This window comes from Pseudomonas sp. G1002, from assembly GCF_013385455.1.
Lineage (GTDB): Bacteria > Pseudomonadota > Gammaproteobacteria > Pseudomonadales > Pseudomonadaceae > Aquipseudomonas.
This window is the reverse complement of sequence record NZ_JACAPY010000004.1, coordinates 19,250-45,704: the sequence shown is the minus strand read 5'-3', so window position 1 is coordinate 45,704 and position 26,455 is coordinate 19,250. Positions and strand designations below refer to the sequence as shown.

Sequence of the window (26,455 nt, the reverse complement as noted above, 5' to 3'; positions counted from 1 at the left end):
TTGGCCCTATTGAGCCGGCGACCCGGCCGCCACACTGACGGCATCACTTCATGAAACAAGGAGCACCCCATGCAACACCGTCTCGACTACGCCCTGGCGGCGCCCGTCGGCTACAAGGCCCTTGGCTCGGTGCACAGCTACATCCACGGCTGCGACCTGGAGAAGGAATTGATTGACCTGGTGTACCTGCGGGTCTCGCAACTCAACGGCTGCGCCTACTGCCTGGACTCACATTCGCGCGACCTGCTCAAACAGGGCGTGAGCCTGGAAAAGCTGATGCTGCTGGCCGCCTGGCGCGAAGCGTTGCCGTTGTTCAGCCCGCGTGAACGCGCCGCGTTAGCTTGGGCCGAGTCGGTCACCCAGGTCGCACAAACCGAGGTGCCGGACGAACACTATGCCGAGGCCAAGGCCCTCTTCGATGACAAGGAAATTGCCGACCTGACCCTGGCTATCGCCCTGATGAACGCCCTGAACCGCGTCGCCATCAGCTTTCGCAAAGTCCCTGCCGCCGTAAAAGCGCACATGGAGCACGGCAACCATGAATGACTCTGTTGAGTTTGTGCACATCGAAAGCGACGCCGACTGCCTGGCCTGCTTTGCCGTTATGCAGCAACTGCGGCCAAAGCTCGAAGACCCGCACGCCTTCGTCCAGCAGATCCAGCGCCAGCGCGAAACCGGCTACCGCCTGCTGGCCGCCCGGGAAAACGGCCAGGTGCTGGGCCTGGCCGGTTATCGCCTGACGGAAAACCTGCTGTATGGCCGCTTTATCTACGTCGATGACCTGGTGGTGGACGCCTCGCTGCAACGCCGACGCCTGGGTGCGCACCTGCTGGACGAGGTACGCCAGCACACCCGCCGCCTGGGCTATCGCTACCTGGTGCTGGACACCGGCATGCACATGGCCCTGGCCCAACGCTTCTATTTTCGCCAGGGCCTGCTGCCACTGGGGATGCACTTTTCACAGGACCTCGGCCAATGACCCGCGCCCTGCTACTGAGCTTCAGCCCCCACGGCAAGGCCGCCCAGACCTTCCGCCTGGCCCGCGCCCTGCTCCGCGAACAGGCACCCGAGGCCGAAGTGGTCGAACGCGACTACGGCGGCCAGGCCCTGCCGGCGCTGACCCGGGAATACGCCAACGCCCTGACCACGCCCGGCGGCCTGAGCGGCCCGGCAACCGAGCGCTCCGAGCAACTGATTGTCGAGCTGGAAGCCTGTGACCTGTTGATCATCTGCACCCCCGTGCACAATTTCACGGTGCCGGCGGCCCTCAAGTGCTGGATCGACCATGTGGTGCGCATCCACCGCAGTTTCACGGTGAATCCGCAGTTTGAGAAAGTCGGCTTGCTCAAGGACCGGCGCACCTTTGTACTGGTCAGCTCCGGCAGTTCGCGAAAAAACCGCGAGCCCGACTTCCTCACGCCCTACCTGCAGGCGATCCTTGGAACCGTGGGCATTCACACGGTGGATTTCGTCTATCTGGGGGCCATGGTGCGTGGCGCAGCCGCCGTGCAGCGCAGCCTGGAACAGGCCCACACGCAGTTGGCCGAGGCATTTGACCGGCAAGCGGGTGCCCGGGCGGCAATCAGCGCTGGCGCGTAAAATTAATGGCGCTAGAATCAGCGCCATTTCTACGCCCGCCTCCCTGATACGAGCCACCCATGAGCTTTGATTTCGACACGATCCACTCCCGCCTCGGCACCGGCAGCACCAAGTGGAGTCGTTACCCGCAAGACGTTCTGCCGATGTGGATTGCCGACATGGACATCGCTGCCCCACCGGCCGTGCTTCAAGCGTTGCATGAGCGACTGGGTCAACAGATCCTCGGCTACAGCGTGGCCTGCGATGGCGTGCGCGAGGCGATCGTCGCCGACCTGTGGGCCAAGTACGCCTGGCGCGTACAGCCGGATGAGTTGCTGTTCCTGCCGGGGGTCGAGCCTGGTTTCAACATGGCGCTGCACGCATTTGTGCAGCCCGGCCAACCGGTGGTGTTGCAAACCCCCAACTATCGCCCGATCCGCCTGGCGCCCGGCCACTGGAACCTGCCGAAGATCGAAGTGCCATTTGAGCTGAGCGCCGAAGGCGAGTACCTCACGCCGTTGCCGGCAATGCGTGAAGCCCTCACCGGCGCCGGGGCGCTGCTGTTGAGCAACCCGCACAACCCGATGGGCAAGGTCTTCCCCCGTGAGGAACTGCTGGCCGTGGCCAGCGCCTGCCTGGACCAGGGTGCGCTGATCGTCTCCGATGAAATCCACGCCGAGCTGTGCTTTGACGGCCGCCGGCATATTCCCACCGCCAGCCTCAGCCCCGAGATTGCCCAGCGCACCATCACCCTGATGTCGGCGAGCAAGGCGTATAACGTCGCCGGGTTGAAGACCTGCTTCGCGGTGATCCAGAATCCCGAGATCCGCGAGCGCTTCAACCAAGCCCGCTGCGGCATGGTCGACAGCGTCAGCCCCCTGGGCCTGGAAGCCACGCGTGCGGCCTACAGCGACTGCGGCGACTGGCTGCAGGCGCTGGTGGCCTACCTGCAAGCCAACCGCGATTACCTGCTGAACGCCGTGCAAACCCGCCTGCCCGGCGTGGTCATGCATGCGCCTCAAGGCACCTACCTGGCCTGGCTGGATTGCAGCGCCCTGGGCCTGGACGACCCGCAACGGTTCTTCCTCGAACAGGCCAGGGTCGGCTTGAGCGCCGGGATTGAATTCGGCGATGACAGCCAGCAATTCGTGCGCCTGAACTTCGGCTGCCCACGGGCCATGCTGGAAGAAGGCATCGCCCGCCTGGAACGCAGCCTGCGTCACCGTTAAGGCGCAATTCACAACTTTTCGCAACGACCGCCGAACCCCTGCTGTTACTGTTTTTGCCGATTCGTCCCACCGGTAACAGCAGGAGTTCCATGGCATGACGACCCAGCCGCTCAACCGCTCGACCGACCCCAAAGCCCTTCCTCTCACACCGCCCAAGTCCGGCGCGGCGTTCCACGTGCTGCTCAAGAACAGCGCCAACAACAAGAAGGTGGAGGCCGGCGACAAAACCGCGCAAGGGCTCGCTGCCAGCAAGGAACAAGGCTATGAACTGGCCGCCAAGGACGCCGCGCCGCCCACCACCCTGGGGGATTACAAGGCCATCGGCCCGGCGGACGAAGTCGGCCCCGGCCTGATCCGCTATGAAACCCAGGACGGCAAGAAAGTCATCGTCAGCGAAAAAGACAGCCCCGAGCTGTTCAAGCAAGTCAGCGCCGACTTCAAGGCACTCTCCGGCGTCAACGCCAGCGAAGCCGCCGGCTACCAGCGCCTGGGCGGCGACGCCACGGCCCCGGAAAAGCTCGGTGATTACAAATCCCTCGGCCCGCCCGACGAAACCGGCCCCGGTGTGATTCGCTACGAGACCCAGGACGGCAACAAGTTCGTCATCAGCCAGCGCGACAACCCGGAGGCCTTCCAGAAAGCCAAGGAAGCCTATGAAAGCTTCACCGGCCTGGGCAGCAGCGAAGACGCCGGCTATAAGCGCGCCAGCGACAACGAAGTGTGGCCGCCCTACGCCGGCACCACCGTCGGCCCCAAGGATGAAGTCGGCCCCGGCCTGATCCGCTTTGAAAGCAACGGCCAGAAAATGGTCGTGGCCCGCGACGACAACCCCAAGCTGTTCGACTACCTGGCAGGCCTGCACGAGGTCTACACCAACCCCGACAAAAAGGCCGCCGTAGAGTCCGCGCTCAACGACGGCTCGACCCTGGCAGACGCCAATACCAAGGCGCCGGAGCTGAACGACTACAAGGGCTTCGGCTGGATCGAAGGCCAGCAAGGCAATGTGCTGACCTATGAAACCCACGACGGCACCAAGGTCGTGGTATCGGCCGACGTCAGCCCGGAACTGTTCAAGAGCGTGGCCACCGCCCAGGACACCTGGAGCAAGATCCACTCCAGTGAAGACGCCGGCTACAAGCTGGCCGGGCCGAATGACTTCCTGAAGAACACCGAGATCACCTTCGGTTCCCCCGACGAGCTGGGGGATGGCCTGATCCGCTATGAAACCAGCGAAGGCAAGGTCATCGTCTCCAAGGAGCTCAGCCCGCAGCTCTACGACGAAGTGGTGGCGAAATGGGAAGCCTGGAGCGCCGGCACCGTCGACGAGACCCGCGCCAAGTACAACCTGCCGAGCAACGATGAGCTCGACGTGCTCAACCTCGACACCGGCGTGCATGCCGACAAGGACGACGACAAATCGCCGACCCAAAGCGTCAGCGAACTGGCCACCACCGAACTGATCGACACCTACCGCGCTGGCGTCAAGGACGGCTCGATTCCCAAGGACGACCCACGGGCCAAACTGGTCCGCGCCCTGGAAGCCCAGGCCGCCTACCAGAACGGCCATGGCATCACCGGCTACGAAGAATCCAAGCGCCCGTTCAACACCACCTGGCGCGAGTTCGATGACAAGCAGACCGAGCTCACTTCCGCCGACATGCACGACATCATCGACGGCAAGGCGGTGCAGGAGCAGATCGGCGAGTTGTTCAAGGACCCGACGGTGCAGGCCGACTACAAGACCAAGATGGACGACGCCATCAGTCACCTGCCCAACAAGGACGAGATCAAGCAGAAGCTTCTCGACCTGACCAGCAACCCCGACTATGTGCTGTACCTCAAGGACCTGCAAAAACAGGGCAAGAGCCACGAAGCCCAGCAAGACCTGAGCAACACCCTGACCTCGCTGTCGCTGTTCGACCCGGAAGCCGCCACCAAGGCCGCGCAGAATATCCAGGCCGACGGCCTCACCACCGACCTCAACGAGATTCTCTCGGACCCGAGCAAGATCTCCGACGACAACAAGGAGCTGGCCACCAAGGACCTGTTCGGCCTGCTCAAGGGCGTGCTCAAGGGCAACCTGCTGGACCTGCCGCGCCGCAGCCAGGAAGTGCTGGAGAAATTCCTCAACGAGGGCCTGGAGGGCAAGGAGAAATCCTCGGCCGTGACCAAGGCCCTGGAAGAACTCGGCGACGTCTACAAGAACAGCGGCACCATCAGCGAAGCCGACGTGAAAACCGCCCTGAGCAAACCGTATATCCCGGTGGCGGATCGCGGCATGCTCGGCGAAGTGTTCAACACCCTCAACAGCAAAGGCATCCTCGGTTCGATGGGCGCCGGCGTCAGCCTGTTCTCGGGGATTTACCAACTGGTGGGCAAAGGCGGCAAGCTCGGCGAAACCCCGGCCCAACGCATGACCATCGCCAAGGACTTCCTGAGTTTTGCCGGCGGCGCCAGCCACTTCGTCAAGCTCGGTGACAAGATCGGCGAAGCCCTGGGCAAGGGCGGCCTGGTGGACTTCCTCGGCCTGGACAAGACCCTGCCGGAAATCTGGGGCAAGGAAGGTGCGGCCGGCAAAGTCATCGACTTCAGCAAGCCCACCGAAATCGACTCAAAGGTCAGCAAGGAAATCGCTGCGGCCCTGGACGCGGTTCCCGACAGCCAGTACGACGGCGTGGCCAAGCTGTTTGGCGAGGGCGACAAGGCGGTAACCGAAGCCACCGAAGGCCTTGCCACTCACCTGGATGACGGCCTCAAGGCAGCCGGTGCGGCCAAGCTTGGCGCCTCCCAATCGGCGAAGATCGCCGGTTCCGTGATCAAGGTGTTGGGCCCGGCGACGGACATTGCCGGTGGTTTTGCCGACATTGTGCTCGGCGCCCTGGCGATCAAAAGCGGCGTGGACAGCAAAGACCCCCTGGCTCAGGCCGCAGGTGGTTTGCAGGTGGCCGGCGGTGCGTTCGGCGCGTCAGCCGGGGTATTGGGAGCGGCGGCGCTGTTTGGCGCAGGCACGGCGGCAGCGCTGACCGGGCCGCTGTTCCTGGTGGGCGTGGTGTTGGCGGTGGTGGGCGGGATCATCGGCTACTTCGTCGACCACAACAAAAAACAGAAGGCCACCGAGAAGGAAAACGACTGGTACCGCGACCTGGCCGGCGACGGTTTGCTGCAGGACAACTGGGCGGATAAGGTCGAATACGCCCACTACGAGATCCACCACTACCACGGCCGCGACACGCCGACCGATGACAGCCTGTTCCGCTTCCAGCAATCGGAGTGGGAGCATTTCGACTCCACACCACAAAGCGGCGGCTCGTCGAGCAACCGGCTGGATGGGGATTTGCACAAGGACTACAAGGACCCGAGTGAAACGCCCAAGGCACTGCCGGATGCTTCGGATGAGAAGCCTGGGTCCCGGCCATCGGGAGGCGGGCCTCGGCTCAACTAACCCTCCAACGGCTGTATGCAAAACAAAATGTGTGAGCGGGCTTGCTCGCGAAAGCGCTGGATCAGTCATTGTAGATGTCGACTGTCACACCGCCTTCGCGAGCAAGCCCGCTCCCACATTTGGATTGGGTTCACCACTGGACTCGGGTTTACAGCTTGGCGATCGACACTTCAGTCGACTTCACAAAGGCAATCACTTCACTGCCCACCTTCAATTCGAGGTCACGCACCGAGCGTGTGGTAATCACCGACGTCACGATCCCCGACGCGGTTTGCACGTCGATCTCGGACACCACTTCGCCGATCAGGATTTCCTTGATCACGCCTTTGAACTGGTTGCGCACGTTGATCGCTTTAATGGTCATGTCGGCTTTCCTTTGGTCTGTTGGGTCAATCCGCACGAATGCGCAGGCACTCAAAGTGCCCTATTCGTGAAACCAACAAAAGGAATATATAACTCTTTATTTATTCCATAAAAACATATGAAAGCTGTTGCACAGCCAACAGTGATTCAACAAAGTGCCCGCCTCCCCACTCCCAACCACTCCCCACGTAGCAGCTGTCGAGCCCAAGCGAGGCTGCGTTCGCGGTCTGTCTGACACACCGCGAACGCAGCCTCGCTTAGGCTCGACAGCTGCTACGCCAGGGTGCTGCCCTGCCCTGCAAAGACGCTGGCACAGAGACTGCATATTCCTATAACGCATGATGGAACATGCCATATGAATTTTCTGAATATAAGAAAAGCCTTCTCTTTTCCCGCCTTGTCCGGAGCTGTTCCATGAAACCCTTCTTCAATACCCTGTTGGGCGCCTGCGCCCTGGCCCTCAGCCTGCAACCCCTGGCCCATGCAGCGAAAACCGACCCTGCGCAAGTCAACCTGGACTACGCCTACTACTCCCCGGTGAGCCTGGTGCTCAAGCACTTCGGCTGGCTTGAAGAAGCGCTGCCGCAAACCAAGGTCGGCTGGGTGTTGAGCCAGGGCAGCAACCGTTCCCTGGAATACCTCAACAGCGGCGGCGTCGACTTCGCCTCGTCCGCCAGCCTGTCGGCGGTGCTCAGCCGGGCCAATGGCAGCCCGATCAAGTCGGTGTATGTGTACAGCCGCGCCGAGTGGACTGCACTGGTGGTGCGCAAGGACTCAACGTTCAACAGCGTCAGCGACCTCAAGGGCAAGAAAATCGCCGCCACCAAAGGCACCGACCCGTACCTGTTCACCCTGCGCAGCCTGCAGAAAGCCGGCCTGAGCAAGGACGACGTGGAGTTGGTGCACCTGCAGCACCCCGACGGCCGTACCGCGCTGGAGAAAGGTGATGTGGATGCCTGGGCCGGTCTCGACCCGCACATGGCCGCCAGCGAAATCCAGGCGGGTTCGCGCCTGCTGTACCGCAACAAGGACTTCAACAGCTACGGCGTGGTCAGCGTGACCGACAAATACGCCAAGGAGCATCCACAGACCATCGCCAAGGTGCTCGGTGCCTATGAAAAAGCCCGCAACTGGGCGGTGAAACACCCCGACGAATTCGCCAAGCTGCTGGCCGACGAATCCGGCCTGCCCCTGGACGTGGCCAAGCTGCAATTGTCGCGTACCGACTTGAGCAGCCCATTGCTCACTGCCCAGGACGTGGTGTCGTCCAAGGCGGCCGCGCCGATCCTGGTGTCGGAAGAACTGGTGCGCCGTGGGGTGAATGTGGATCAGGTGATCGACCAGTTGATCGACCCAAGCTTTGGCCAGGCTTTGCCTCGTCCATAAGGGGAGCGTCATGAGCAGCAAAAGCGAAACCCTGCCCGTCGCACTCGCGCCAACGCTCACCGTGCAGCGCAGCGCCTGGCCGCGACGGCTCAAGGGCCTGGCGTTGCCGGTGTTGATCCTGGTGATCCTTGAAGTGGTGGTGCGCATCGGCTGGCTGCCGTCCTACCAGATGCCGGCGCCCAGCGAGATCGCCGTGACCCTCACCGACCTCGCCGAAGGCGCGCTGTGGAAACACATCAGCGCCAGCCTGTTGCGGGTGCTGCTGGGGTTCACCATCGGCGCCGGCCTGGCCCTGGTGTTTGCCGCCTGGGTCGGCTTGAGCCGCGAGGCCGAGGCGTACCTGGAACCAACCTTCGCCGGCCTGCGCTCGATCCCGAGCCTGGCCTGGGTGCCGCTGTTGCTGCTGTGGCTGGGCATTGATGAGACCTCGAAGATCGTGCTGATTGCCATCGGCGCGTTCTTCCCGGTGTACCTCAATGGCGTCGCGGCCATTCGCGACATCGACCGCAAGCTGGTGGAAGTCGGGCAGATGTATGGCTTCAGCCGCACGCGCCTGGTGCGTCGCATCCTGTTGCCTGCCGCCCTGCCCGGCCTGTTCACCGGGTTGCGCAGCGGCCTGAGCCTGGCGTGGATGTTCCTGGTGGCGGCCGAGTTGATCGCCGCGACCAAGGGCCTGGGTTACCTGCTCAGCGATGGCCGGGAAACCTCACGGCCCGACATTGTGCTGGCGGCGATCATCGTGCTGGCGCTGCTGGGCAAGATCAGCGACGGCCTGTTGGCGGCCCTGGAAAAACGCTGCCTGGCCTGGCGCGATACCTTCAACGGCCAAGGCCCGGAGAATTGAGCATGAGTGAAGCGCTACTGGACATTCGCGTCGAGCGGAAAAACTTCGGCGCGACGACGGTGCTGACCAACGTCCATTTGGCCTTGCAGCCGCGGGAAGCCGTCAGTTTGCTGGGCCCCAGTGGCTGCGGCAAAAGCACCTTGCTGCGGATCGTCGCCGGGCTGGAAAAGGACTATCAGGGGGAACTGTTGCAAGGTGGTGGTGAGGTCGCGTTTGTATTTCAGGAGCCACGGCTGATGCCGTGGCTGACGGTGGAGCAAAACATTGGTTTCAGCGATGACGATGGCTATGACAAGGCCTGGGTCGCGCAGTTGATCGATGAGGTGGGGCTTACGGGTTTTGGCCAGGCGTTGCCCAAGGCGTTGTCTGGCGGGATGGCGCAACGGGTGGCGATTGCTCGCGGGCTGTATTCACGGCCGCAGGTGCTGTTGCTGGACGAACCGTTCAGCGCGGTGGATGCGTTTACCCGCATGAAGCTGCAGGACCTGCTGCTGCAATTGGCCGAGCACCACGGGATCGCACTGCTGCTGGTGACTCACGATGTGGACGAGGCGCTGTACCTGAGTGACCGGGTGTTGGTGATGGATAACCGGCCGAGCAGTATTCGCCAGGAGCTGGCGGTGGAGTTGGTGCATCCGCGGGATCGGCGGGATCCGCTGTTGGCGCGGCTCAAGGCACTGGCGTTGACTGAGCTGCAGCGGGCGCATGTGATCTGAAAGGCACGTGTTGAGTCCGCCCAAAATCAAAAGCTAAAGCGGGCACGGTCCAAATGTGGGAGCGGGCTTGCTCGCGAAGGTCGTTAACGATGACGCGGGCATCCTGATTCAACGCGGCGCTCTCAGGTTTTTCGCGAGCAAGCCCGCTCCCACAAGGATCGCATCAAGCAGCCGATTTACGCGGCGTCAACGTCACCCAATACTGCGTACGGGACTGCACTTGCAGCGGCATCGTCGACGCCAGCAACGCAAGAATTCGATCGGTATCAGCCAACTGAAAACTCCCAGTGACCCGCAGCGCTTCAAGGCTCGGGTCCCAGCGCAGCACACCCGGCCGATACCGCTCCAGCTCCCGCAAAAAATCACCCAACAGCTGGTTCTGCGCAGTCAGCACACCGTCGCGCCAACCCAATTGCAACGCATCAAACCCCACCGCAGCGCCCATCCCCGACGCCTGCAACCGTGCCTGCTGCCCCCCCTGCAATGTCGCCACTTGCCCACGCAGGTCCTGCACCTGCACCGCGCCCTTCAACACCGACACCAAACACCCGGAAGACAACTGCCGCACACACACTTCAGCCTGGCTGACGATCACCTGGCCATAACGCGTCTGCACCGTCAGCGCACCAGCCCCCGGCACCGTCAACGCCATCTCCCCTTCCACCAGCGTCACACGGCGCCGGGCCGTATCCACGTCCACCGCGCTCGCGGTATTCAGTTGCAGGCTGCTGCCATCCAACAGCGGCACTCGCTTGCGTTCGCCAGTAGCGGTGTGCAGGTCGGCGCGCCACACGTCGATAGGCAATTGCCGGCTGAGCAACCACGCGGTTGGCAACAACGCGGCGACGCCCAAGGCACGCTTGAGTACTGCACGCCGTCCCGGTTGCGGACGATCAAGGCTGGCCATGGCCAACGCTGGCGGCAAGTCGGTAAACCGTTGGCGCAGCGACTGGGCTTTTTGCCAGATCTGCTCATGCTGGGGATGGCTGTCACGCCACTGCTGCAGGCGGGCGTGATCACGTTCGGTGGCGCTGCCGGATTCCAGCAACGCCAGCCATTGCGCCGCCGCCCGGGCGAGATCCGGCGCAGTACGGCTCACAGTTCCACCAGCAGGCAATGCTCGTAAGCCTGGGCCATGTAGCGCTTGACCGTACGCTCGGACACCTTGAGCCGCTCGGCAATCTCCCGATAGCCGAGTCCTTCCAGCTGGCTCCAGAGAAACGCGCGGCGCACCACCGCCGGCAAACCGTCGAGCAATTCATCCAGGGCTTGTAGGGTTTCCAGCAGCAACCAGCGTTGCTCCGGCGACGGCACGCAAGCCTCCGGCAACTGCATCAACGCATTGAGATACGCCTGTTCCAGACTGCGCCGCTGGTGAAAATTCACCAGCAAGCGCTTGCCCACCGTTACCAGATAGGCCCGGGGCTCCTGCAATTGCGCAATCGGCTGCGCGCTGGCCAGCACCCGCAGGAACGTGTCCTGGCTCAGGTCGGCCGCATCCCAGGCGTTGCCCAAGCGGCGCCGCAGCCAGCTTTCGAGCCAGCTGCGGTGGTCGCGATACAACGTGTGAAGGCTGGGTTCAGCGAGGTGCGTCGGCACTACAGCATCATTCATGGCAAGTAACCTGCGCGGCGCGAGTCAGTCTCAAATGAGATTCATTCTATTTAATAACCCGCCGGCATACCATGTTCTTTTGCACACGATGTTTAAAGCATTGCGGCCTTTTGCCTGAGCATGTCGATAAACAACCCCAACTCGCGGCTCACCGGGTCGCCCTTGCGCAGCAGCATCCCGAACGGTGCCAGTTGCACCTCCAGCACCACCGGCAAGGCCACCACGAGGCCCATTTTCAAGTAATCCCGCAGGGCGCTTTCCGAGAGCACCATGATCGCGTCGGTGAGTTGAATCAGTTGCTGCATGGAATACACCGAACTGCACTCGATAATGTCCGCCGGCTGCGGCAAGGCCAGGTGTTGCAATGCTTCATCAAAACCAATGCGCGCCGGGCTGGTTTGCGGTTGCAGGATCCACGGCCAGTCACTGACCAGTTCCGCCAGCGGCAGATGCTCGCGCTGGGCCAGGGGGTGGCCGGCGTGCACCACCACCAGCATGCGTTCGTTGCCCAGGGGCTCAAAGGTGTAATGCTCACTGTCGGTGGCGGCGTTGCGCCGGGCGATGGCCAGGTCGATGCGGCCTTGCTCCAGCAACTGGATCACCTGGTCGCTGGTGTCGCCCATGATGCGAATGCGCATCTGCGGGTTGAGGGTTTTGATCTGCGCAATGGAGTCCATCACAAGGTCCGGCGCCGCGCCCATGATGGTGCCGATCGACAAATACCCGTAGCCGCCCTGCTGGCGCATCATCAGTTCCTCGGCGCAGCGGTCGAGGCCACTCAGCGCCGACTCGGCAAAGCGGATCAATTCCTTGCCCAGTGCCGTCGGGCGCATGCCCCGGGGCAGGCGCTCGAACAGGTCACAGGCAAACATATCCTCGATCTCGCGCAACATGCGCGTCGCCGCCGGCTGCGACATGTTCAGGCTTTGGGACGCACGGTGCAGGTTCTGGCTGGAACTCAAGGCCACCAGCATATGCAGATGCTTGTAGCGCAGTCGGTTGAACAGGCTGCGGGAGATTGCGGGACTACTCATTTTTTTCCTTGTTATCGATACCCTGAGGTTATCAGTTGTAAGCGAGATTCGATTTGTAGCGTATAGATGGAGCGCCGTACAGTCCTTCCCATAAGAACAAAACAACTGGACTGAACAATGAAGACCCTGCCTGCGTCCTTGCTCGCCAAGATTTCCTGGCGGCTGCTGCCCTTTCTGCTGTTGATGTACATCATGGCCTTCCTCGACCGCGCCAACGTCGGGTTCGCCAAGCAAGCCTTCCAGGCCGACACCGGCCTCAGTGATGCCGCCTTCGCCTTTGGCGCCGGGGTGTTTTTTGTCGGCTATGCGCTGCTGGAAGTGCCGAGCAACCTGATCATGCATCGCGTCGGTGCCCGCCTGTGGATGTGCCGGATCATGGTCAGTTGGGGCCTGGTGTCCGCCGCCATGATGTTTGCCCATAACGAAACCAGCTTCTACCTGTTGCGCTTCCTGCTGGGCGTGGCCGAAGCCGGATTTTTCCCCGGGGTGATTCTCTACCTCACCTACTGGTTCCCCTCTGCCGTGCGCGGCAAGGCCATGGGTTTCTTTTACTTTGGCGCGCCCCTGGCCTTCATCTTCGGCAGCCCGCTCTCGGGCCTGTTGTTGGAGCTGGACGGGTTCTCTGGGCTGCACGGCTGGCAATGGCTGTTCGCGGTGGAAGGCCTGATGGCCACCGCGGTTGGCATCTGGGCCTACTGGTACCTGGACAACCGCCCCGCCGATGCCAAATGGCTGAGCGTTGCAGAGCGCCGCCAGATCCAGGACCTGCTCGACCGCGAAGACCAGCACAAAACCTCTCACGGCCGTAGCCTGCTCACTGTGCTGTGCCAACCCAGCGTGCTGTACCTGTGCCTGGTGTACATGCTGATCCAGGCCAGCGTTTACGGCGTGGTGTTCTACTTGCCAACCCAGGTCGGTGGGCTGCTGGGGACCAGGGTCGGCTTGATGGTGGGCCTGGTCTCGGCGATTCCCTGGGTCTGTGCGCTGTTCGCCGCGTGGTGGATTCCCGGCTATTCCGACCGCACCGGCGAGCGCCGCAAAACCGCGTCCCTGACCCTGTTGATGGCCGCCGCCGGGATCGCCTGCTCGGTGACCTTTGCCAACCCGCTGCTGGGCATGCTCGCCCTGTGCTTTGCCGCCTCGGGCTTTATCGCCGTGCAACCGGTGTTCTGGACCTTCCCGTCCAGCTACCTGGCCGGCAGCGCAGCGGCCGCCAGCATCGCCCTGATCAACTCCTTCGGCGCCCTCGGCGGTTTTATCGCCCCGGTGCTGAAGAACTGGGCAGAAACCGCCTTTCACTCCCCTGCGGCCGGCCTTTACCTGCTGTCCGCCACCACTGTAGTCGCAGCCTTGCTGGTACTCGGTATCCATTCCCCAGGCCATAAAGCGACGAACACGCCGGCCACTGTTTAATCAAGGAGTCACACCATGGGCAATCTCACAATCAAGCACGTGCGCGCCTTTGTGCTGCGCGGCGGCGGCGCGGACTACCACGACCAGGCAGACGGCCACTGGATCGACGATCACATCAGCACCCCCATGAGCAAATACCCCGAGTACCGCCAGAGTCGCCGCAGTTTCGGGATCAACGTACTCGGCACGCTCGTAGTGGAAATCGAGGCCAGCGACGGCACCGTCGGGTTCGCCGTGACCACCGGTGGCGAGCCCGCCGCCTATATCGTCGAGAAGCACCTGGCGCGCTTCCTGGAAGGCGCCCGCGTCACCGATATCGAAAAAATCTGGGACCAGATGTACCAGTCCACCCTGTACTACGGCCGCAAGGGCCTGGTGATCAACACGATCTCCGGTGTCGACCTGGCGCTGTGGGACCTGCTCGGCAAGATCCGCCAGGAACCGGTGCACCAGTTGCTCGGCGGCGCGGTGCGTGACGAATTGCAGTTCTACGCCACCGGCGCCCGCCCCGACCTCGCACAGAAGATGGGCTTTATCGGCGGCAAGATGCCCCTGCACTACAGCCCATCGGAAGGCGAAGAAGGCCTGCGCAAAAACCTCGAGGAACTGGCAACCATGCGCGAACGGGTCGGCCCGGACTTCTGGCTGATGCTCGACTGCTGGATGAGCCTGGACCTGAACTACGCCACCAAACTGGCAACCGGCGCCCATGAATACGGCCTGAAATGGATCGAAGAAGCGCTGTCGCCCGACGACTACTGGGGCTATGCCGCGCTGCGCAACAACGTGCCCAAAGGCATGTTGGTTACCACCGGCGAACACGAAGCCACCCGCTGGGGCTTTCGCATGCTGTTGGAGATGGGGTGCTGCGACATTATCCAGCCAGATGTGGGCTGGTGCGGCGGCCTCACCGAGCTGGTGAAAATCTCCGCCTTGGCCGATGCCCACAATGCGTTGGTGGTGCCCCACGGCTCGTCGGTCTACAGCTACCACTTTGTTGCGACCCGCCATAACAGCCCCTTCGCCGAGTTCCTGATGATGGCGCCCAAGGCAGACGAAGTGGTGCCGATGTTCCACCCGCAACTGCTCGGTGAACCCGTGCCGGTGAATGGCCGCATGCGCCTGTCGGTGCTCGACAAACCCGGGTTTGGCGTGGACCTCAATCCCGATTGCCAATTGCATCGCCCGTACAACCGCTGAGGACTCCTGCCATGAACATGCCCCACAACGCTTTCAAGGCCGCGCTGCGTAAAGACGCCGCGCAATACGGGATCTGGGCCGGCTTCGCCACCGCCTATGCCGCCGAGATCGTCGCCAGCACCGGTTATGACTGGATGCTGATTGACGGCGAACACGCCCCCAACACCGTGCCCAGCGTGCTCAACCAGCTCCAGGCCGTGGCGCCCTACACCACCGCCCCGGTGGTACGCGCGGTAAGCAGCGACGCCAACCTGATCAAGCAACTGCTGGACGTCGGCGCCCAGACGCTGATGATCCCGATGGTCGAAACCGCCGAGCAAGCCCAGGCCCTGGTGCGCGCGATGCGTTATCCGCCCCACGGTATTCGTGGCGTTGGTGGCGGCTTGACCCGCGCCACCCGCTGGGACGGCGTGTCGGATTACCTCAACACCGCCCATGAACAGCTGTGCCTGATCGTGCAGGTGGAGTCGCGTCGCGGCGTTGAAAACGTCGCGGCGATTGCGGCGGTGGAAGGCGTGGACGCGGTGTTTATCGGCCCCGCCGATCTGTCCATCGGCCTCGGTCACGCCGGCAATCCCGGGCACCCCGAGGTACAGGAGCGCATCCAGTACGCGGTCAATGCCACGCTGGCGGCCGGCAAGGCCTGCGGCATTCTCGCGCCCAACGAAGACGACGCCCGCCGCTATCAAGCCTGGGGCTGCCAGTTCATTGCGGTGGCCATCGACATCAGCCTGCTGCGCCAGGGTGCCATGTCGACCCTGGCCCGCTATCGCCCAGCCGCCGACGCCAAGGCGCCGTCACGTACCTACTGAGGAGCCAAGCATGTCATCCGTACCGGTCTACCAGAACTTCATCAACGGCCGCTTTACCCCGAGCGATGCCCACCTGGATGTGTTGAACCCGGCTACCGGCGTCCTGCTGTCGAAGGTCCCGGCGTCCACCTTTGATGACGTCGACCAGGCCCTGGCCGCTGCGCGTCATGCGCAGAAAGACTGGGCGCGCAAACCGGCGATCGAACGCGCCGGTCACTTGCGCCGCATCGCCGCCAAGCTGCGGGAAAACGTCGCCCACCTGGCGCGCACCATTACCCTGGAGCAAGGCAAGGTCAGCGGCCTGGCGGAAGTGGAAGTCAACTTCACCGCCGACTACCTCGACTACATGGCCGAGTGGGCGCGCCGCATTGAAGGCGAGATCATCACCAGCGACCGCCCCAATGAAAATATCTTCCTGTTCCGCAAACCCCTGGGTGTGGTGGCCGGCATCCTGCCGTGGAACTTCCCGTTCTTTTTGATCGCCCGCAAGATGGCCCCGGCGTTGCTCACCGGCAACACCATCGTGATCAAACCCAGCGAAGAAACGCCGAACAACTGCTTCGAGTTCGCCAAACTGGTGGCCGAGACCGACCTGCCGGCCGGGGTATTCAATGTGGTCTGCGGCGATGGCCGCGTCGGTGGCGCCCTCACCGCCCATAAGGGCGTGGACATGATCAGCTTCACCGGCAGCGTCGCCACCGGCTCGCGGATCATGGCTGCCGCCGCCCCCCATATCACCAAGCTCAACCTCGAGCTGGGTGGCAAGGCACCTGCCATCGTCCTCGCCGATGCCGACCTGGACCTCGCGGTAAACGCCATTCGCGACTCGCGGATCATCAACAGCGGCCAGGTGTGCAACTGCGCCGAACGGGTGTACGTGGAGCGCAAGGTGGCCGACCAGTTTATCGAGCGCATCAGCGCCGCGATGGCCGCCACCCGCTACGGCGACCCCATCGCCCAGGCCGATGTGGAGATGGGCCCGCTGATCAACCGCCAAGGCCTGGACAGCGTCAATCGCAAGGTACGCACCGCCTTGAGCCAGGGTGCATCGCTGGTCACCGGTGGACAGATCGCCGACCTGGGCCAGGGCTTTCACTTCCAGCCGACGGTATTGGCCGGTTGCCACGCCGACATGGAAATCATGCGCGAAGAAATTTTTGGCCCGGTGCTGCCGATCCAGATTGTCGACGACCTGGATGAAGCCATCGCCATGGCCAACGACTGCGACTACGGCCTGACCTCTTCGATCTACACCCGCGACCTGGGCAAGGCGATGCAGGCGGTGCGCGAATTGTCGTTCGGCGAGACCTACGTCAACCGCGAGAACTTCGAGGCGATGCAAGGCTTTCATGCCGGCGTGCGTAAATCCGGGATCGGCGGCGCCGATGGCAAGCACGGCCTGTACGAGTACACCCACACCCATGCGGTGTACTTGCAGAGCTGAAGTGGTGCAACGGGCCTTGGCGCGGTAGCGTGCGGGCCCTTCCCCATCCATTGTTCCGAAGGATTGCGCTATGCCCCTTACCCCTTACAGCGGGCCGATCATCGACAGCCATTTGCACCTGTTCGACCCGCGCCGCCCCCAGGGTATTCCCTGGCCCGAGCCGGGAAACGCGCTGTATGCCGCACATTTGCCGGCGGATTATTGGCCGCTGGCAGGCGAACATAACGTGATCGGCGCGATTGCCGTGGAAGCCAGCCCGTGGCGCGACGACAACCGCTGGTTGCTGGAGACCCTGCGCAGCGACCTGCGCATGCTCGGTTTCGTCGGCAACCTTGACCCGCTGCACGGCGACTTTGCGGCAGACCTCGATGCCTTGGCCCATGAACCGCTGTTCCTCGGTTTGCGCTACGGCAACCTGTGGGACCGCGATTTGCCAGACGACCAGAAGCGCCCCGGCTTTATCGAAGGCCTGCGCCGCCTCGCCGAATACGGGCGTGGCCTGGACAGCGCCAACCCCAATCCGCGCTTGATCAAAGGGCTGCTGCATTTGAGCGATGCCTTGCCCGAGCTGCGCATCATCGTCGATCACCTGCCCAATGCCAGCGTGCCCGCCGGCGAAGAATCCGCGTATCACGCCGACCTGATGCGCCTGGCAGAGCGGCCGAATGTATTTGCCAAACTGGCGGAAATCCCCCAGGTCGGCCCGCAGGGTCTGATCCTTGACCCGGCGTTCTACAACGACCGCCTGGCCGTGCTGTGGGAAGCCTTTGGCGAAGACCGTTGCTTCTTCGGCAGCGACTGGCCCAACAGCGATCACCTGGCCAGTTTCGCCACCACCCTGGGCCTGGTGAAAGCCTGCATGGCGGGCAAACCCGAGGACGTACAGGGCAAGTTCTTCCTGCACAACGCGGTGCGCATCTACAGTCCTACGCCACCCCACGGAGGCAAGTAATGCAGACCCGAGCCTTTCGCATGAACCTCAACCCCGGTCAGCACGCCGAGTACCGTCGACGCCACGATGAGATCTGGCCCGAACTGGCCCAGGCCCTGCGTGATGCCGGCGTGGTGGACTACCGGATCTTCCTCGACGAGGCCAGCAACGCCTTGTTCGCCGTGATGACCCACGAAGAGCGGCACGGGCTCGACGCACTGCCGGGCACCGCGCTGATGCAACGGTGGTGGCAGTACATGCAAGACATCATGCCCAGCCAGCCGGACGCCTCGCCCGTCAGCGTGGATTTAATCCCGATGTTCAGCCTTACCCCAGGCTAAAACAGCGCGCTACCACAACAATAAAAAAGGATTCGACTACTTGGAAATCATTTTCTTCGGTGTGATTCTGCACTTCATCGGCGGCTTCGCCTCCGGCAGCTTCTACATCCCCTACAAGAAAGTCCGCGGCTGGGCCTGGGAAAGCTACTGGATCACCGGCGGCCTGGTGTCATGGCTGATCGTGCCGCTGATTGCCGCGCAACTGACCGTGCCCGGCTGGGCCGACATCCTGCGCCAGGCCGACAGCAGCACCTTGCTCTGGACCTACCTGTTCGGCGTGCTCTGGGGCATCGGCGGGCTGACCTTCGGCCTGACCATGCGCTACCTCGGGCTGTCCCTGGGCATGTCGCTGGTACTGGGCCTGACCTCGGCCCTTGGCGCCTTGATGCCGGCGCTGTATCGCGACCTGTTCACCGACGCCACCGAAGGCACCCTGACCTCAATGCTCGCCTCCCAGGGCGGGCATTGGGTGCTGTGGGGCGTGGCGGTATCGCTGGTGGGCATCGCCGTGTGCGGCAAGGCCGGGCTGATCAAGGAACGAGAAGTGCCGGAAGCGGTGAAATTCGCCAGCATCAGCGAGTTCTCGGTGGCCAAGGGCATGCTGGTTGCGGTGATCTCCGGGGTGCTGAGCGCGTGCTTCAGCTACGGTATTTCAGCCGGGCGCCCACTGGCTGCCGCGGCTGTCGAGCATGGCGCCAACAGCCTGTTCCAGAACAACGTGACCTTCATGGTGATCATGTGGGGTGGCCTGACCACCAACGGCCTCTGGTGCCTGTGGCTGAACTGGCGCAACCGCACGTTCCACAACTACACCGACCGCAGCACTCCGCTGCTTGGCAACTACCTGTTGGTGGCGTGTGCCGGCACCCTGTGGTTCCTGCAGTTTTTCTTCTACGGCATGGGCGAAAGCCGCCTGCAGAACGACGCCAGTTCGTGGGTGTTGCACATGTCTTTCATCATCATCGTATCCAACTGCTGGGGCCTGTATTTCCGCGAATGGCAGGGCACCAGCGCCACCAACAAAGGCGTATTGGCCGCGGGTATCGCGGTGATTCTCGGTGCCATTGCCATGGTCGGTTACGGCAACTATCTCGGCTGAGGCCGCTTTTTTTCAGGAGTTCACTTATGTTACTTGCAGACAAAACCGTGATTATTACTGGCGCCTCCCGTGGAATCGGCCGCGCCGCCGCCAGGGAATGTGCACGCCAGGGTGCCCGTGTGGTCATCGGCCACAGTGGTAGCGGCCAAGGCACTGAAGCGGCGTTTTCGTTGATCGAGGAAATCAAGGCGTTCGGCGGCCAAGCGGTGGAGGTGGGCGGCGATGCGGCTGATCCGGACACCGGCGACAAACTGGTGGCCGGCGCGCTCAAGGCATTCGGCAGTGTGGATGTGTTCGTCAACAACGCCGGGATCTGTCCGTTCCACTCGTTTCTCGACATGCCGCGTGAGGTGTACCTGAAGACGGTCAACACCAACCTCAACGGCGCCTACTTCGCCGTGCAAGCGGCGGCAAACCAGATGAAAAACCAGGGCAAGGGCGGCGCGATCATCGCCGTCAGTTCCATCAGTGCGCTGGTGGGTGGCGGGATGCAGACGCACTACACGCCGACCAAGGCCGGGCTGCACTCGTTGATGCAGTCCTGTGCGATTGCGTTGGGGCCGTATGGTATTCGCTGCAACTCGGTGCTGCCGGGAACGATTGCCACCGATATCAACAAGGAAGACTTGGCCGACGAGGAGAAGCTGACGTACATGACTTCGCGCACGCCGTTGGGGCGCCTGGGTGAACCCGACGACGTCGCGGGGCCCATCGTGTTCCTAGCCTCGGACATGGCGCGGTATGTGACCGGAGCTTCGCTGTTGGTAGACGGGGGATTGTTTGTCAACTTGCAGTAGCGTTGGGAAGCGGGCCGCCGCGACGGGGCGTCCCTGCCCCGTACTACCTGCGTTCGGCCAGCGTGGTTTAACGGGGCGCCTAAGATCAAGATCAAAAGCAGATCAAGAGCACAGCGGCCTGAAAGCCGACTTGAGTGTTGAAGAGCAAAATCAAAATCTAAAGCGGGCACGGTCAAAAAATGTGGGAGCGGGCTTGCTCGCGAATGCAGTCTTTCAGTTGATGCATTGGGTGACGGACACACCGCATTCGCGAGCAAGCCCGCTCCCACATTTGGACCGTGTGCGCCCTTGATCTTGCTCTGGCTTCTACCACTCAAGCCGGCCTGTAGGCCGCTGTGCTCTTGCTTTTGATTTGGATCTGGCTCTGACTGCCCCAATAAGCCCGAGCCACAGCGAGGCGCCGACAGGCGGGGCAGAGCCCTGTGCTTACTTTGGGCTGGGCCGGCATTCCGGCTTTTCCAAAGCGAGTCGCTGTAAGAGCGAAACCATAAGCAGCCGTTACTCAACTAACGGATATGTACACCAAAAACCCCCTACCCCTCACAATCGAAAACCTCCCCACGCCTAACCACACTACCCGCCGCAAGCACCCCTCCCGGTGCCAACACACCATTGGCTCCAACCCGCGACTGATCCCCAAGCAGCGCGCCAAACTTGTCACAGCCGGTGCGCTGCAACTGCCCGTCAATGCGCACCTGCACTTCCTTGTCGTCACGCTCGTTCCGGTAGTTGGCGACGATACTGCCGGCTTCCAGGTTAACCCCGCGGCCCAATACCGAATCACCGACAAAGTTGAAATGCGCCAACTTGCTGCCGCTGAAGACAAAGGATGTCTTGAGCTCTGCACCCGGTCCGAAGATGCAATATTCATCCACCCAGCAACCGCCGCGAAGGTAGGCACCGGCAGCGATAAAACAGTGGGCGCCGATGATCAGCGGCGATTTCAAAACAGCGCCCGCCTCCACGACCGCAGTACGGTGCACGGCAATCTCGTCATGAATCTCATAGTCATCATCAGAAAGCCCCGCCAGCAATTTGCGAACGATTTCCGGCGCCTGGGTCACCAACTCCCACGGCGCAAGATCCACCCAGGGTGCCAGCGGCGAACGGGAAAAATCAGCGATGTAATCGGTCAGTCGAATCAACGTCGAGCCCTCTACAGATCAGAGAAGCCCGAAACGCTAACACCCCCGTCACTGCCCGTCGAGCAGCACCGGTTTGCCCAACTCGCCGATCTTCTCCAGCCGCGCCCGCACGATGTTGCGGCTGATATTCAGCAGGCGCCCGGTCTGCAACTGGTTGCCATGGCAATAGCGATAGGCCGCGCGAAAGATCGTCTCTTCGATGTGCTCGTAGAGGTCCGGAATGTTCTGTTCGAACAACGCAGTGAGCGCCGCCTCCAGGCTCACCGGCCCAGTGATCGCAGGCGGGGCTTGGTTCGCCTCGTCCTGGCGAATGCCGGAAGAACGCATGTCCACCAGGTGCAAATCCGGCGGCTGCACCAGTTGATTGCGGCACACCAGCAACGCATGGTGAATGGCGTTTTCCAGCTCGCGAATATTCCCCGGCCAGCTGTGTTCCAGCAGCTTGCGCTCGGCATCGATGCTCAGTGACGCGCGGTTGTAGCCGAGGCGCTGGCAGTGCTCTTCAAGAAAAAATTCCGCCAGCGGCAGGATGTCGCCGGGCCGTTCCCGCAGGGGCGGCAGGCGGATGGTGGCGACGTGCAGGCGGTAGAACAAATCCTCACGAAAATGCCCCGCCACCACCGCGTCGGCGAGGTTGACGTTGGTGGCCGCCACCAGCCGCACATTGATCGGAATCGGTGTGCGCGAGCCCAGGCGCACCACTTCTCGCTCCTGCAACACCCGCAATAATTTGACCTGCATGTTCAACGGCAAATCGCCGATCTCATCCAGAAACAGCGTGCCGCCGTTGGCCGCTTCGAACCAGCCGGCCTTGTGGGTGGTGGCGCCGGTGAATGCGCCTTTCTCGTGGCCGAACAACTCACTTTCCACCAGGGTTTCGGCGAAGGCGCCGCAGTTCACCGCCACAAACGGTTCACGCCCGCGACGGCTCAGGTGATGGATATGCCGCGCGACCAATTCCTTGCCGGTGCCGGTCTCGCCGATGATCAAGGTGTTGGCCTCACTGGGGGCCAGGCGCTCGATACGCGCCAGCAATTCCTGTGAGCGCGGGTCCTTGAAGACCAGCACGGTGGCGCGCACCGACTTGGTCAATTCACGGGCATTGGGATGGGTGATCAGCGACATGGTGCATTCCTGGCAGTAAAAGCGCGTGTCAATAGTGCATGAAGTTTTCTATACCATTTAATTATTAATTAATATTTATATATTCCCAAAAAGAATATGCCAACACGTCGCACCTCGCCTGCTGCTGGAGCAGCAATCAGCCAGCACCTGCGTGTGTGCAGATCAACACCAAGCCGTTGCCAGGCAGTCCTTCGAAAACCCGCAAAGCCACGTTCTACAAGGCGTGCAGCGCGTTTTTCGGCTGATGGCATGCAATCTGCTCTCTCCCTCTCAACGCCACCTGCCCTGTAGGAGCTGGCTTGCCAGCGAAGAGGCCCTAAAGCCTTGCACCGACTAAACGGACGCTTTCGCCGACAAGCCGGCTCCTACAGGGGGTCGCGATCACTTAGCAGGGAGATCCCAATGAAAAGATTCTGGCGCAACAGCATCGCCACCATGTTCGCTGTGCTGGTCAGCACCGGCGTGCTGGCCGAACAGGCGCCACCGGCGTCGGTGAAGATCGCGATCGTCGCCTACACCCAGGGCGGCAAACCGGTGTTCGGCGGCATCGCCGGGCGCGTCATCGAAGACGGCTGGCTCGAAGCGCAACTGCGTGAGCGCGGGGTCAAGCTGGAGTGGATCGCCCTGCCCCATGCCGGCGCCGGGCCGCAGATCAACGAAGGCTTCAGCAACAACAGCCTGGACTTCGCCGTACGCGGTGACCTGCCCTCGGTAATTGCCGGCGCCGGTGGCGTACCAGGCAAGCTGATCGTGCCCGGTGGCAGCGGCAACAATATTTACCTGGTGGTACCGGAAGGCTCCGCCGCGAACACCATCGAAGACCTCAAGGGCAAGCGCCTGGCGCTGCATCGCGGTCGGCCATGGGAGTTCGCCTTCAGCAACTTCCTGGCCAGCAAGGGCCTGAAGCTCGACGATTTCAAGATTGCCAATCTCAACCCGCAAGTCGGCGCCGCGGCTGTGTCTGCCGGCAAGGTCGACGCAGCAGTGTTGCTCAGCGAGGCCTATGCCCTGGAAGACAAAGGCGTGGGCAAGATCATCTGGTCGACCAAGCAAGGCAGCAACGACTGGCGGCTGGTCTCCGACCTGTGGGGCACCGAGACCTTCGTACAGCAGCACCCGGATATCACCCAATTGCTCGCCACCGCCTGGGTGAAAGCTGCGTGGTGGATTTCCCAGCCACAGAACCAGGACGCCTATTACCAACTGTCATCCCGCGCCGGCACCGCCGAGAGCGTGCTGCGTCGCGACGACCAGAACGACCCGGTGGCCTGGAAGGATCGCTGGGCGCCAAAAAGCGACCAGCAACTCAAGGCTCATTACCAGGCCCTCACCACCTACGCCCTGGCCAATCACCTGATTCGCGACACCTACGACATCGGCCCGTCACTGGCCACCGGCTTTACCAACCAGGCCCTGATCGACCTGAAACTCACCGACTACTGGCCGGCCCTGCGTGGCCAGGTCAGCACCAATCCGTAATAGGGAAATTGAGCATGAAACTGCCGCACTCCTTTGCCTTCGGCCTCAGCGTCCTGGCCCTGTCCATGAGCGTGTTTGCTGCCGACACCTACGCCCCCAAACCTGACCCGCTGCAAGGTGATGGCCGCGTCTCGGCTTTCTACACCTGGGAAAAAGCCATCCCGGCCGTTCCCGGCAAACTGCTGCGCAGCGAGCCGCTGGACAACACCCTGAGCCTGGCCAATGCCGCCAGCGCCCAACGCATCCTGTACACCTCCACCGACGGCATCGATAACAAGACACCGATCGTGGTGTCCGGCGCGTTGTTCCTGCCCAAAGGCACGCCGCCTGCCGGTGGTTGGCCAGTGGCGAGCTGGGGCCATGGCACCGTGGGCGTGGCGGATGTGTGTGCGCCGTCGTGGCAAGGTCGCTCCTACCGTGACGTGGCCTACCTCAATCGCTGGCTGGCCGAAGGCTTTGCCGTCGTCGCCACCGACTACCAGGGCCTCGGCGTACCCGGTGGGCATCCGCTGCTGAACAGCCGCATGGCCGCCTACGGGATTCTCGACGCCGCCAAGGCCGTGGTGGCCGGGGTACCCGGGCTGGCCGACAAAGTGCTGATCGTCGGCCAGTCCCAAGGCGGTGCCGGCGCCTTCGCCGCAGCCGCCTATGCCGCCACCTACGCTCCGGACCTGGGAGTGAAAGGCAGCATCGGCACCGGCGTGATCTACACCCTCGACTACGCGAAGAACCCCAGCGAGGAAGTGCGCAACAAGGTCGATCCCACCCTGGCCTACGGCTTCTACACGTTGCTCGCCGCCCAGCAATACGACCCGAGCATCAACCCCGCCGACTTCTATACCGACAAGGCCCTGCCGATTTTCGAGCAGGCCCGTACCAGTTGCCTGTTCGCCCTCGAAGGCGATGTCGAAGGCCTCGGCCTGAGCATCGCCAACACCAAGAAAGACTACAAGGGCAAGCAACTCGCGCCGTGGCTGGCGCAGGTGTCTTACCCGACGCTGAAAACCTCGAAGCCGATTTTCATCGGCACCGGCGCCGAAGACACCACGCCGGCCGCCGCGACCCAGGTCAAGCTGATGCAGGACGCCTGCAAGGCTGGCTCCATCGTCGAAGGCCACCTGTACAAAGGCCTGGGCCACAGTGCCACGGTCAATGCATCGCTCAAGGACTCGATCCCGTTTGCCCACAAAGTCATCAACGACCAGCCGATCACCCCGATCTGCGCCCCCACCGAGCAATAAGCAGGAGGCTTGCATGAGCATCGAATTCTTTACCCGCCTGCCCTTGCACGGCGAAACCCAGTTCCTGCCCGGCGACCCGCGCAACCGGGGCGACTGGCATCGCGGCGGGCCCAGCACCGGCGCGGTGTCGGGCTTCAGTGTCGGTGATCATTTCACCTACATCGACTACCTCGGGCAAATCGCCAGGGCTGCGGAGATCAACGGCTTTGGCGGCGCACTGATGGTCAACGCGCCCACCGGCGAAGAACCGTGGACCGTCTGCGCGCTGCTGGCCCGGGAAACCCGTACCCTGCAATTCGTCACCGCCTTCCAGCCTTACCACTACACCCCGTGGGTGGCGGTGCAGCAGGCGGCGACCTACCAGCGGGCCACCGGCAACCGCCTGGTGTGGAACATCATCAACGGCGGCTCGGACGTGATCCAGCGCCAGGTCGGCGACTTCAGCGACCACGATGAACGCTACGAACGCGCCACCGAATTCATGGACGTGGTCAAGGGCTATTGGCACAACGAGTCCTTCCACTACGACGGCAAGTTCTACAAGGCCGACGGTGGTGGCCTGCGCGGGCCATTGAAGAAGGCCAAGCTGCCGCTGATCTGTACCGCCGGCTCATCCATCGCCGCCCGGGAGTTTGCCGCCAAGCACGCCGACTTCTACCTGATGCGCGCCGAACACCCGGACGAAATCGCCGCCCTGATCGCCGACCTGCGCGAACGCGCGCTGAAGTGGGGCCGCACTGACATTCGCTTCGGCCTGTCGATTGACGTGATCACCCGGGAAACCGAAGAACTGGCCCGCACCGAAGCCAAACGCTTCTTCGACGAAGGCATCGCCCGCGGCGCGGTCAAGGCCGTGGCGGCCCACGCCGGGTTGCGTACGGCGCGCAAGCTCAGCTACGAGCACGGCTTCAGCGAAAAAACCGAGACCCAGGGCTTCGATGACTTCTTCATCCACCCCAATGTATGGACCGGTTTTGGCTACATCGGTATTCCACCGGGCTGTGCGCTGGTGGGCAGCTACGAGAACGTGGTGGCGCGGATTCGCGAGTACAACAGCATCGGCATCGACCTGTTCTTCCTCGCCGGCTATCCGCACCTGGAAGAAGCCTACCGCCTCGGCGAGCACATCCTGCCGCACTTTCGCAGTGAACGCGCCGAGTTGAGTCGTCCCCAGGAGCCGGTGTTGGAACTGCGCTCCGCCAACGGCCCGGCCGGAGTCTGA

The 26,455-nt window shown here is 62.6% G+C and carries 25 protein-coding genes; 19 read left to right on the top strand and 6 right to left on the bottom strand.

Going from position 1 to position 26,455, the window contains the following annotated elements:
• The first annotated feature begins 69 nt into the window (after positions 1–69).
• From HX801_RS01665 to HX801_RS01645, 5 genes are all read left to right on the top strand, one after another.
• Complete coding sequence (locus HX801_RS01665) at positions 70–546, top strand: carboxymuconolactone decarboxylase family protein (protein ID WP_177021461.1); 477 nt, start codon at positions 70–72, stop codon at positions 544–546.
• Complete coding sequence (locus HX801_RS01660) at positions 539–979, top strand: GNAT family N-acetyltransferase (protein ID WP_177021460.1); 441 nt, start codon at positions 539–541, stop codon at positions 977–979. Before HX801_RS01665 ends, HX801_RS01660 begins: the two co-directional genes overlap by 8 nt.
• The gene (locus tag HX801_RS01655) at positions 976–1,599 is read left to right on the top strand and encodes an FMN-dependent NADH-azoreductase (RefSeq protein ID WP_177021459.1); all 624 of its coding nucleotides are present in this window, start codon (positions 976–978) and stop codon (positions 1,597–1,599) included. Before HX801_RS01660 ends, HX801_RS01655 begins: the two co-directional genes overlap by 4 nt.
• 59 nt (positions 1,600–1,658) lie before the next feature.
• A complete protein-coding gene (locus tag HX801_RS01650; protein ID WP_087693843.1) occupies positions 1,659–2,807 on the top strand; it encodes a MalY/PatB family protein in 1,149 nt (382 codons plus the stop codon).
• 94 nt (positions 2,808–2,901) lie between these two features.
• Positions 2,902–6,249 (top strand): hypothetical protein, encoded by a 3,348-nt coding sequence (locus HX801_RS01645; protein WP_134326606.1) that lies wholly within the window; start codon positions 2,902–2,904, stop codon positions 6,247–6,249.
• A 148-nt stretch (positions 6,250–6,397) separates the two neighbouring features.
• Here HX801_RS01645 and HX801_RS01640 read toward each other — a convergent pair whose 3' ends face one another.
• On the bottom strand, positions 6,398–6,613 hold the full coding sequence (locus tag HX801_RS01640) for a molybdopterin-binding protein (protein ID WP_003217010.1): 216 nt from the start codon (positions 6,611–6,613) through the stop codon (positions 6,398–6,400).
• Positions 6,614–7,026: 413 nt separating this feature from the next.
• Here HX801_RS01640 and HX801_RS01635 point away from each other — a divergent pair, with 413 nt between their 5' ends.
• Genes HX801_RS01635 through HX801_RS01625 form a run of 3 tightly spaced genes read left to right on the top strand, consistent with a single transcriptional unit; the run spans position 7,027 to position 9,558 of the window.
• Positions 7,027–7,998, top strand: coding sequence for an aliphatic sulfonate ABC transporter substrate-binding protein (locus HX801_RS01635; protein WP_177021458.1), 972 nt, complete (start codon positions 7,027–7,029; stop codon positions 7,996–7,998).
• Between the two features lie 10 nt (positions 7,999–8,008).
• A complete protein-coding gene (locus HX801_RS01630; protein ID WP_087693846.1) occupies positions 8,009–8,842 on the top strand; it encodes an ABC transporter permease in 834 nt (277 codons plus the stop codon).
• A 2-nt stretch (positions 8,843–8,844) separates the two neighbouring features.
• Positions 8,845–9,558, top strand: a complete 714-nt coding sequence (locus HX801_RS01625; RefSeq protein ID WP_008431321.1) for an ABC transporter ATP-binding protein — start codon at positions 8,845–8,847, stop codon at positions 9,556–9,558.
• Between the two features lie 163 nt (positions 9,559–9,721).
• Here the strand turns inward: HX801_RS01625 and HX801_RS01620 are convergent, their stop codons facing one another.
• The 3 genes from HX801_RS01620 to HX801_RS01610 form a co-directional block, all read right to left on the bottom strand.
• Positions 9,722–10,657: a FecR domain-containing protein gene (locus HX801_RS01620; RefSeq protein ID WP_177008502.1), complete on the bottom strand. Its 936-nt coding sequence runs from the start codon at positions 10,655–10,657 to the stop codon at positions 9,722–9,724.
• Positions 10,654–11,172, bottom strand: coding sequence for a sigma-70 family RNA polymerase sigma factor (locus HX801_RS01615; RefSeq protein ID WP_087693848.1), 519 nt, complete (start codon positions 11,170–11,172; stop codon positions 10,654–10,656). The genes HX801_RS01620 and HX801_RS01615 overlap by 4 nt, the downstream gene beginning before the upstream one ends.
• A 92-nt stretch (positions 11,173–11,264) precedes the next feature.
• The gene (locus tag HX801_RS01610; protein WP_087693849.1) at positions 11,265–12,206 is read right to left on the bottom strand and encodes a LysR family transcriptional regulator; all 942 of its coding nucleotides are present in this window, start codon (positions 12,204–12,206) and stop codon (positions 11,265–11,267) included.
• A 117-nt stretch (positions 12,207–12,323) separates the two neighbouring features.
• On the opposite strand from HX801_RS01610, the gene HX801_RS01605 reads away from it, so the two are divergent.
• From HX801_RS01605 to HX801_RS01570, 8 genes are all read left to right on the top strand, one after another.
• Complete coding sequence (locus HX801_RS01605) at positions 12,324–13,619, top strand: MFS transporter (protein WP_087693850.1); 1,296 nt, start codon at positions 12,324–12,326, stop codon at positions 13,617–13,619.
• Between the two features lie 15 nt (positions 13,620–13,634).
• Complete coding sequence (rhmD, locus tag HX801_RS01600) at positions 13,635–14,819, top strand: L-rhamnonate dehydratase (RefSeq protein WP_102605248.1); 1,185 nt, start codon at positions 13,635–13,637, stop codon at positions 14,817–14,819.
• A gap of 11 nt (positions 14,820–14,830) precedes the next feature.
• A complete protein-coding gene (locus tag HX801_RS01595; protein WP_177021457.1) occupies positions 14,831–15,631 on the top strand; it encodes an HpcH/HpaI aldolase/citrate lyase family protein in 801 nt (266 codons plus the stop codon).
• Between the two features lie 10 nt (positions 15,632–15,641).
• Positions 15,642–17,075 carry an aldehyde dehydrogenase gene (gene aldA / locus HX801_RS01590; protein ID WP_177021456.1) on the top strand — a complete coding sequence of 478 codons (1,434 nt, stop codon included), beginning with the start codon at positions 15,642–15,644 and terminating at the stop codon, positions 17,073–17,075.
• Between the two features lie 70 nt (positions 17,076–17,145).
• Positions 17,146–18,027, top strand: a complete 882-nt coding sequence (locus HX801_RS01585) for an amidohydrolase (RefSeq protein WP_087693854.1) — start codon at positions 17,146–17,148, stop codon at positions 18,025–18,027.
• Entirely contained in the window at positions 18,027–18,347 is a 321-nt protein-coding gene (rhaM, locus tag HX801_RS01580; protein ID WP_087693855.1) for an L-rhamnose mutarotase, read from the top strand. Before HX801_RS01585 ends, rhaM begins: the two co-directional genes overlap by 1 nt.
• Positions 18,348–18,387: 40 nt before the next feature.
• Positions 18,388–19,446 (top strand): L-rhamnose/proton symporter RhaT, encoded by a 1,059-nt coding sequence (rhaT, locus tag HX801_RS01575; protein ID WP_177021455.1) that lies wholly within the window; start codon positions 18,388–18,390, stop codon positions 19,444–19,446.
• Positions 19,447–19,472: 26 nt separating this feature from the next.
• Positions 19,473–20,243, top strand: coding sequence for an SDR family NAD(P)-dependent oxidoreductase (locus HX801_RS01570; protein WP_087693857.1), 771 nt, complete (start codon positions 19,473–19,475; stop codon positions 20,241–20,243).
• Between the two features lie 533 nt (positions 20,244–20,776).
• Here the strand turns inward: HX801_RS01570 and HX801_RS01565 are convergent.
• Entirely contained in the window at positions 20,777–21,388 is a 612-nt protein-coding gene (locus tag HX801_RS01565) for an LpxA family transferase (RefSeq protein WP_177021454.1), read from the bottom strand.
• Positions 21,389–21,436: 48 nt separating this feature from the next.
• Positions 21,437–22,513, bottom strand: coding sequence for a sigma-54-dependent Fis family transcriptional regulator (locus HX801_RS01560; RefSeq protein WP_177021453.1), 1,077 nt, complete (start codon positions 22,511–22,513; stop codon positions 21,437–21,439).
• A 402-nt stretch (positions 22,514–22,915) separates the two neighbouring features.
• Between HX801_RS01560 and HX801_RS01555 the strand changes: the two genes are divergently transcribed.
• The 3 genes from HX801_RS01555 to HX801_RS01545 are packed head-to-tail and all read left to right on the top strand — an operon-like array spanning position 22,916 to position 26,455.
• Entirely contained in the window at positions 22,916–23,992 is a 1,077-nt protein-coding gene (locus HX801_RS01555) for an ABC transporter substrate-binding protein (protein ID WP_003216993.1), read from the top strand.
• Positions 23,993–24,006: 14 nt separating this feature from the next.
• Complete coding sequence (locus HX801_RS01550) at positions 24,007–25,233, top strand: S9 family peptidase (RefSeq protein ID WP_008430961.1); 1,227 nt, start codon at positions 24,007–24,009, stop codon at positions 25,231–25,233.
• 13 nt (positions 25,234–25,246) lie between these two features.
• Positions 25,247–26,455 carry an LLM class flavin-dependent oxidoreductase gene (locus HX801_RS01545; RefSeq protein ID WP_008430959.1) on the top strand — a complete coding sequence of 403 codons (1,209 nt, stop codon included), beginning with the start codon at positions 25,247–25,249 and terminating at the stop codon, positions 26,453–26,455.

What these genes read in the sequence shown, in the direction of transcription:
- HX801_RS01610 (WP_087693849.1), bottom strand. Translation starts at nt 12,206, where the DNA reads ATGAGTAGTCCCGCAATCTCCCGCAGCCTGTTCAACCGACTGCGCTAC.
- HX801_RS01570 (WP_087693857.1), top strand. Translation starts at nt 19,473, where the DNA reads ATGTTACTTGCAGACAAAACCGTGATTATTACTGGCGCCTCCCGTGGA.
- HX801_RS01660 (WP_177021460.1), top strand. Translation starts at nt 539, where the DNA reads ATGAATGACTCTGTTGAGTTTGTGCACATCGAAAGCGACGCCGACTGC.
- rhmD (WP_102605248.1), top strand. Translation starts at nt 13,635, where the DNA reads ATGGGCAATCTCACAATCAAGCACGTGCGCGCCTTTGTGCTGCGCGGC.
- HX801_RS01640 (WP_003217010.1), bottom strand. Translation starts at nt 6,613, where the DNA reads ATGACCATTAAAGCGATCAACGTGCGCAACCAGTTCAAAGGCGTGATC.
- HX801_RS01615 (WP_087693848.1), bottom strand. Translation starts at nt 11,172, where the DNA reads ATGAATGATGCTGTAGTGCCGACGCACCTCGCTGAACCCAGCCTTCAC.
- aldA (WP_177021456.1), top strand. Translation starts at nt 15,642, where the DNA reads ATGTCATCCGTACCGGTCTACCAGAACTTCATCAACGGCCGCTTTACC.
- HX801_RS01625 (WP_008431321.1), top strand. Translation starts at nt 8,845, where the DNA reads ATGAGTGAAGCGCTACTGGACATTCGCGTCGAGCGGAAAAACTTCGGC.
- HX801_RS01655 (WP_177021459.1), top strand. Translation starts at nt 976, where the DNA reads ATGACCCGCGCCCTGCTACTGAGCTTCAGCCCCCACGGCAAGGCCGCC.
- HX801_RS01635 (WP_177021458.1), top strand. Translation starts at nt 7,027, where the DNA reads ATGAAACCCTTCTTCAATACCCTGTTGGGCGCCTGCGCCCTGGCCCTC.
- HX801_RS01650 (WP_087693843.1), top strand. Translation starts at nt 1,659, where the DNA reads ATGAGCTTTGATTTCGACACGATCCACTCCCGCCTCGGCACCGGCAGC.
- HX801_RS01665 (WP_177021461.1), top strand. Translation starts at nt 70, where the DNA reads ATGCAACACCGTCTCGACTACGCCCTGGCGGCGCCCGTCGGCTACAAG.
- HX801_RS01545 (WP_008430959.1), top strand. Translation starts at nt 25,247, where the DNA reads ATGAGCATCGAATTCTTTACCCGCCTGCCCTTGCACGGCGAAACCCAG.
- HX801_RS01555 (WP_003216993.1), top strand. Translation starts at nt 22,916, where the DNA reads ATGAAAAGATTCTGGCGCAACAGCATCGCCACCATGTTCGCTGTGCTG.
- HX801_RS01645 (WP_134326606.1), top strand. Translation starts at nt 2,902, where the DNA reads ATGACGACCCAGCCGCTCAACCGCTCGACCGACCCCAAAGCCCTTCCT.
- HX801_RS01560 (WP_177021453.1), bottom strand. Translation starts at nt 22,513, where the DNA reads ATGTCGCTGATCACCCATCCCAATGCCCGTGAATTGACCAAGTCGGTG.
- HX801_RS01595 (WP_177021457.1), top strand. Translation starts at nt 14,831, where the DNA reads ATGAACATGCCCCACAACGCTTTCAAGGCCGCGCTGCGTAAAGACGCC.
- HX801_RS01630 (WP_087693846.1), top strand. Translation starts at nt 8,009, where the DNA reads ATGAGCAGCAAAAGCGAAACCCTGCCCGTCGCACTCGCGCCAACGCTC.
- HX801_RS01585 (WP_087693854.1), top strand. Translation starts at nt 17,146, where the DNA reads ATGCCCCTTACCCCTTACAGCGGGCCGATCATCGACAGCCATTTGCAC.
- HX801_RS01550 (WP_008430961.1), top strand. Translation starts at nt 24,007, where the DNA reads ATGAAACTGCCGCACTCCTTTGCCTTCGGCCTCAGCGTCCTGGCCCTG.
- HX801_RS01605 (WP_087693850.1), top strand. Translation starts at nt 12,324, where the DNA reads ATGAAGACCCTGCCTGCGTCCTTGCTCGCCAAGATTTCCTGGCGGCTG.
- rhaM (WP_087693855.1), top strand. Translation starts at nt 18,027, where the DNA reads ATGCAGACCCGAGCCTTTCGCATGAACCTCAACCCCGGTCAGCACGCC.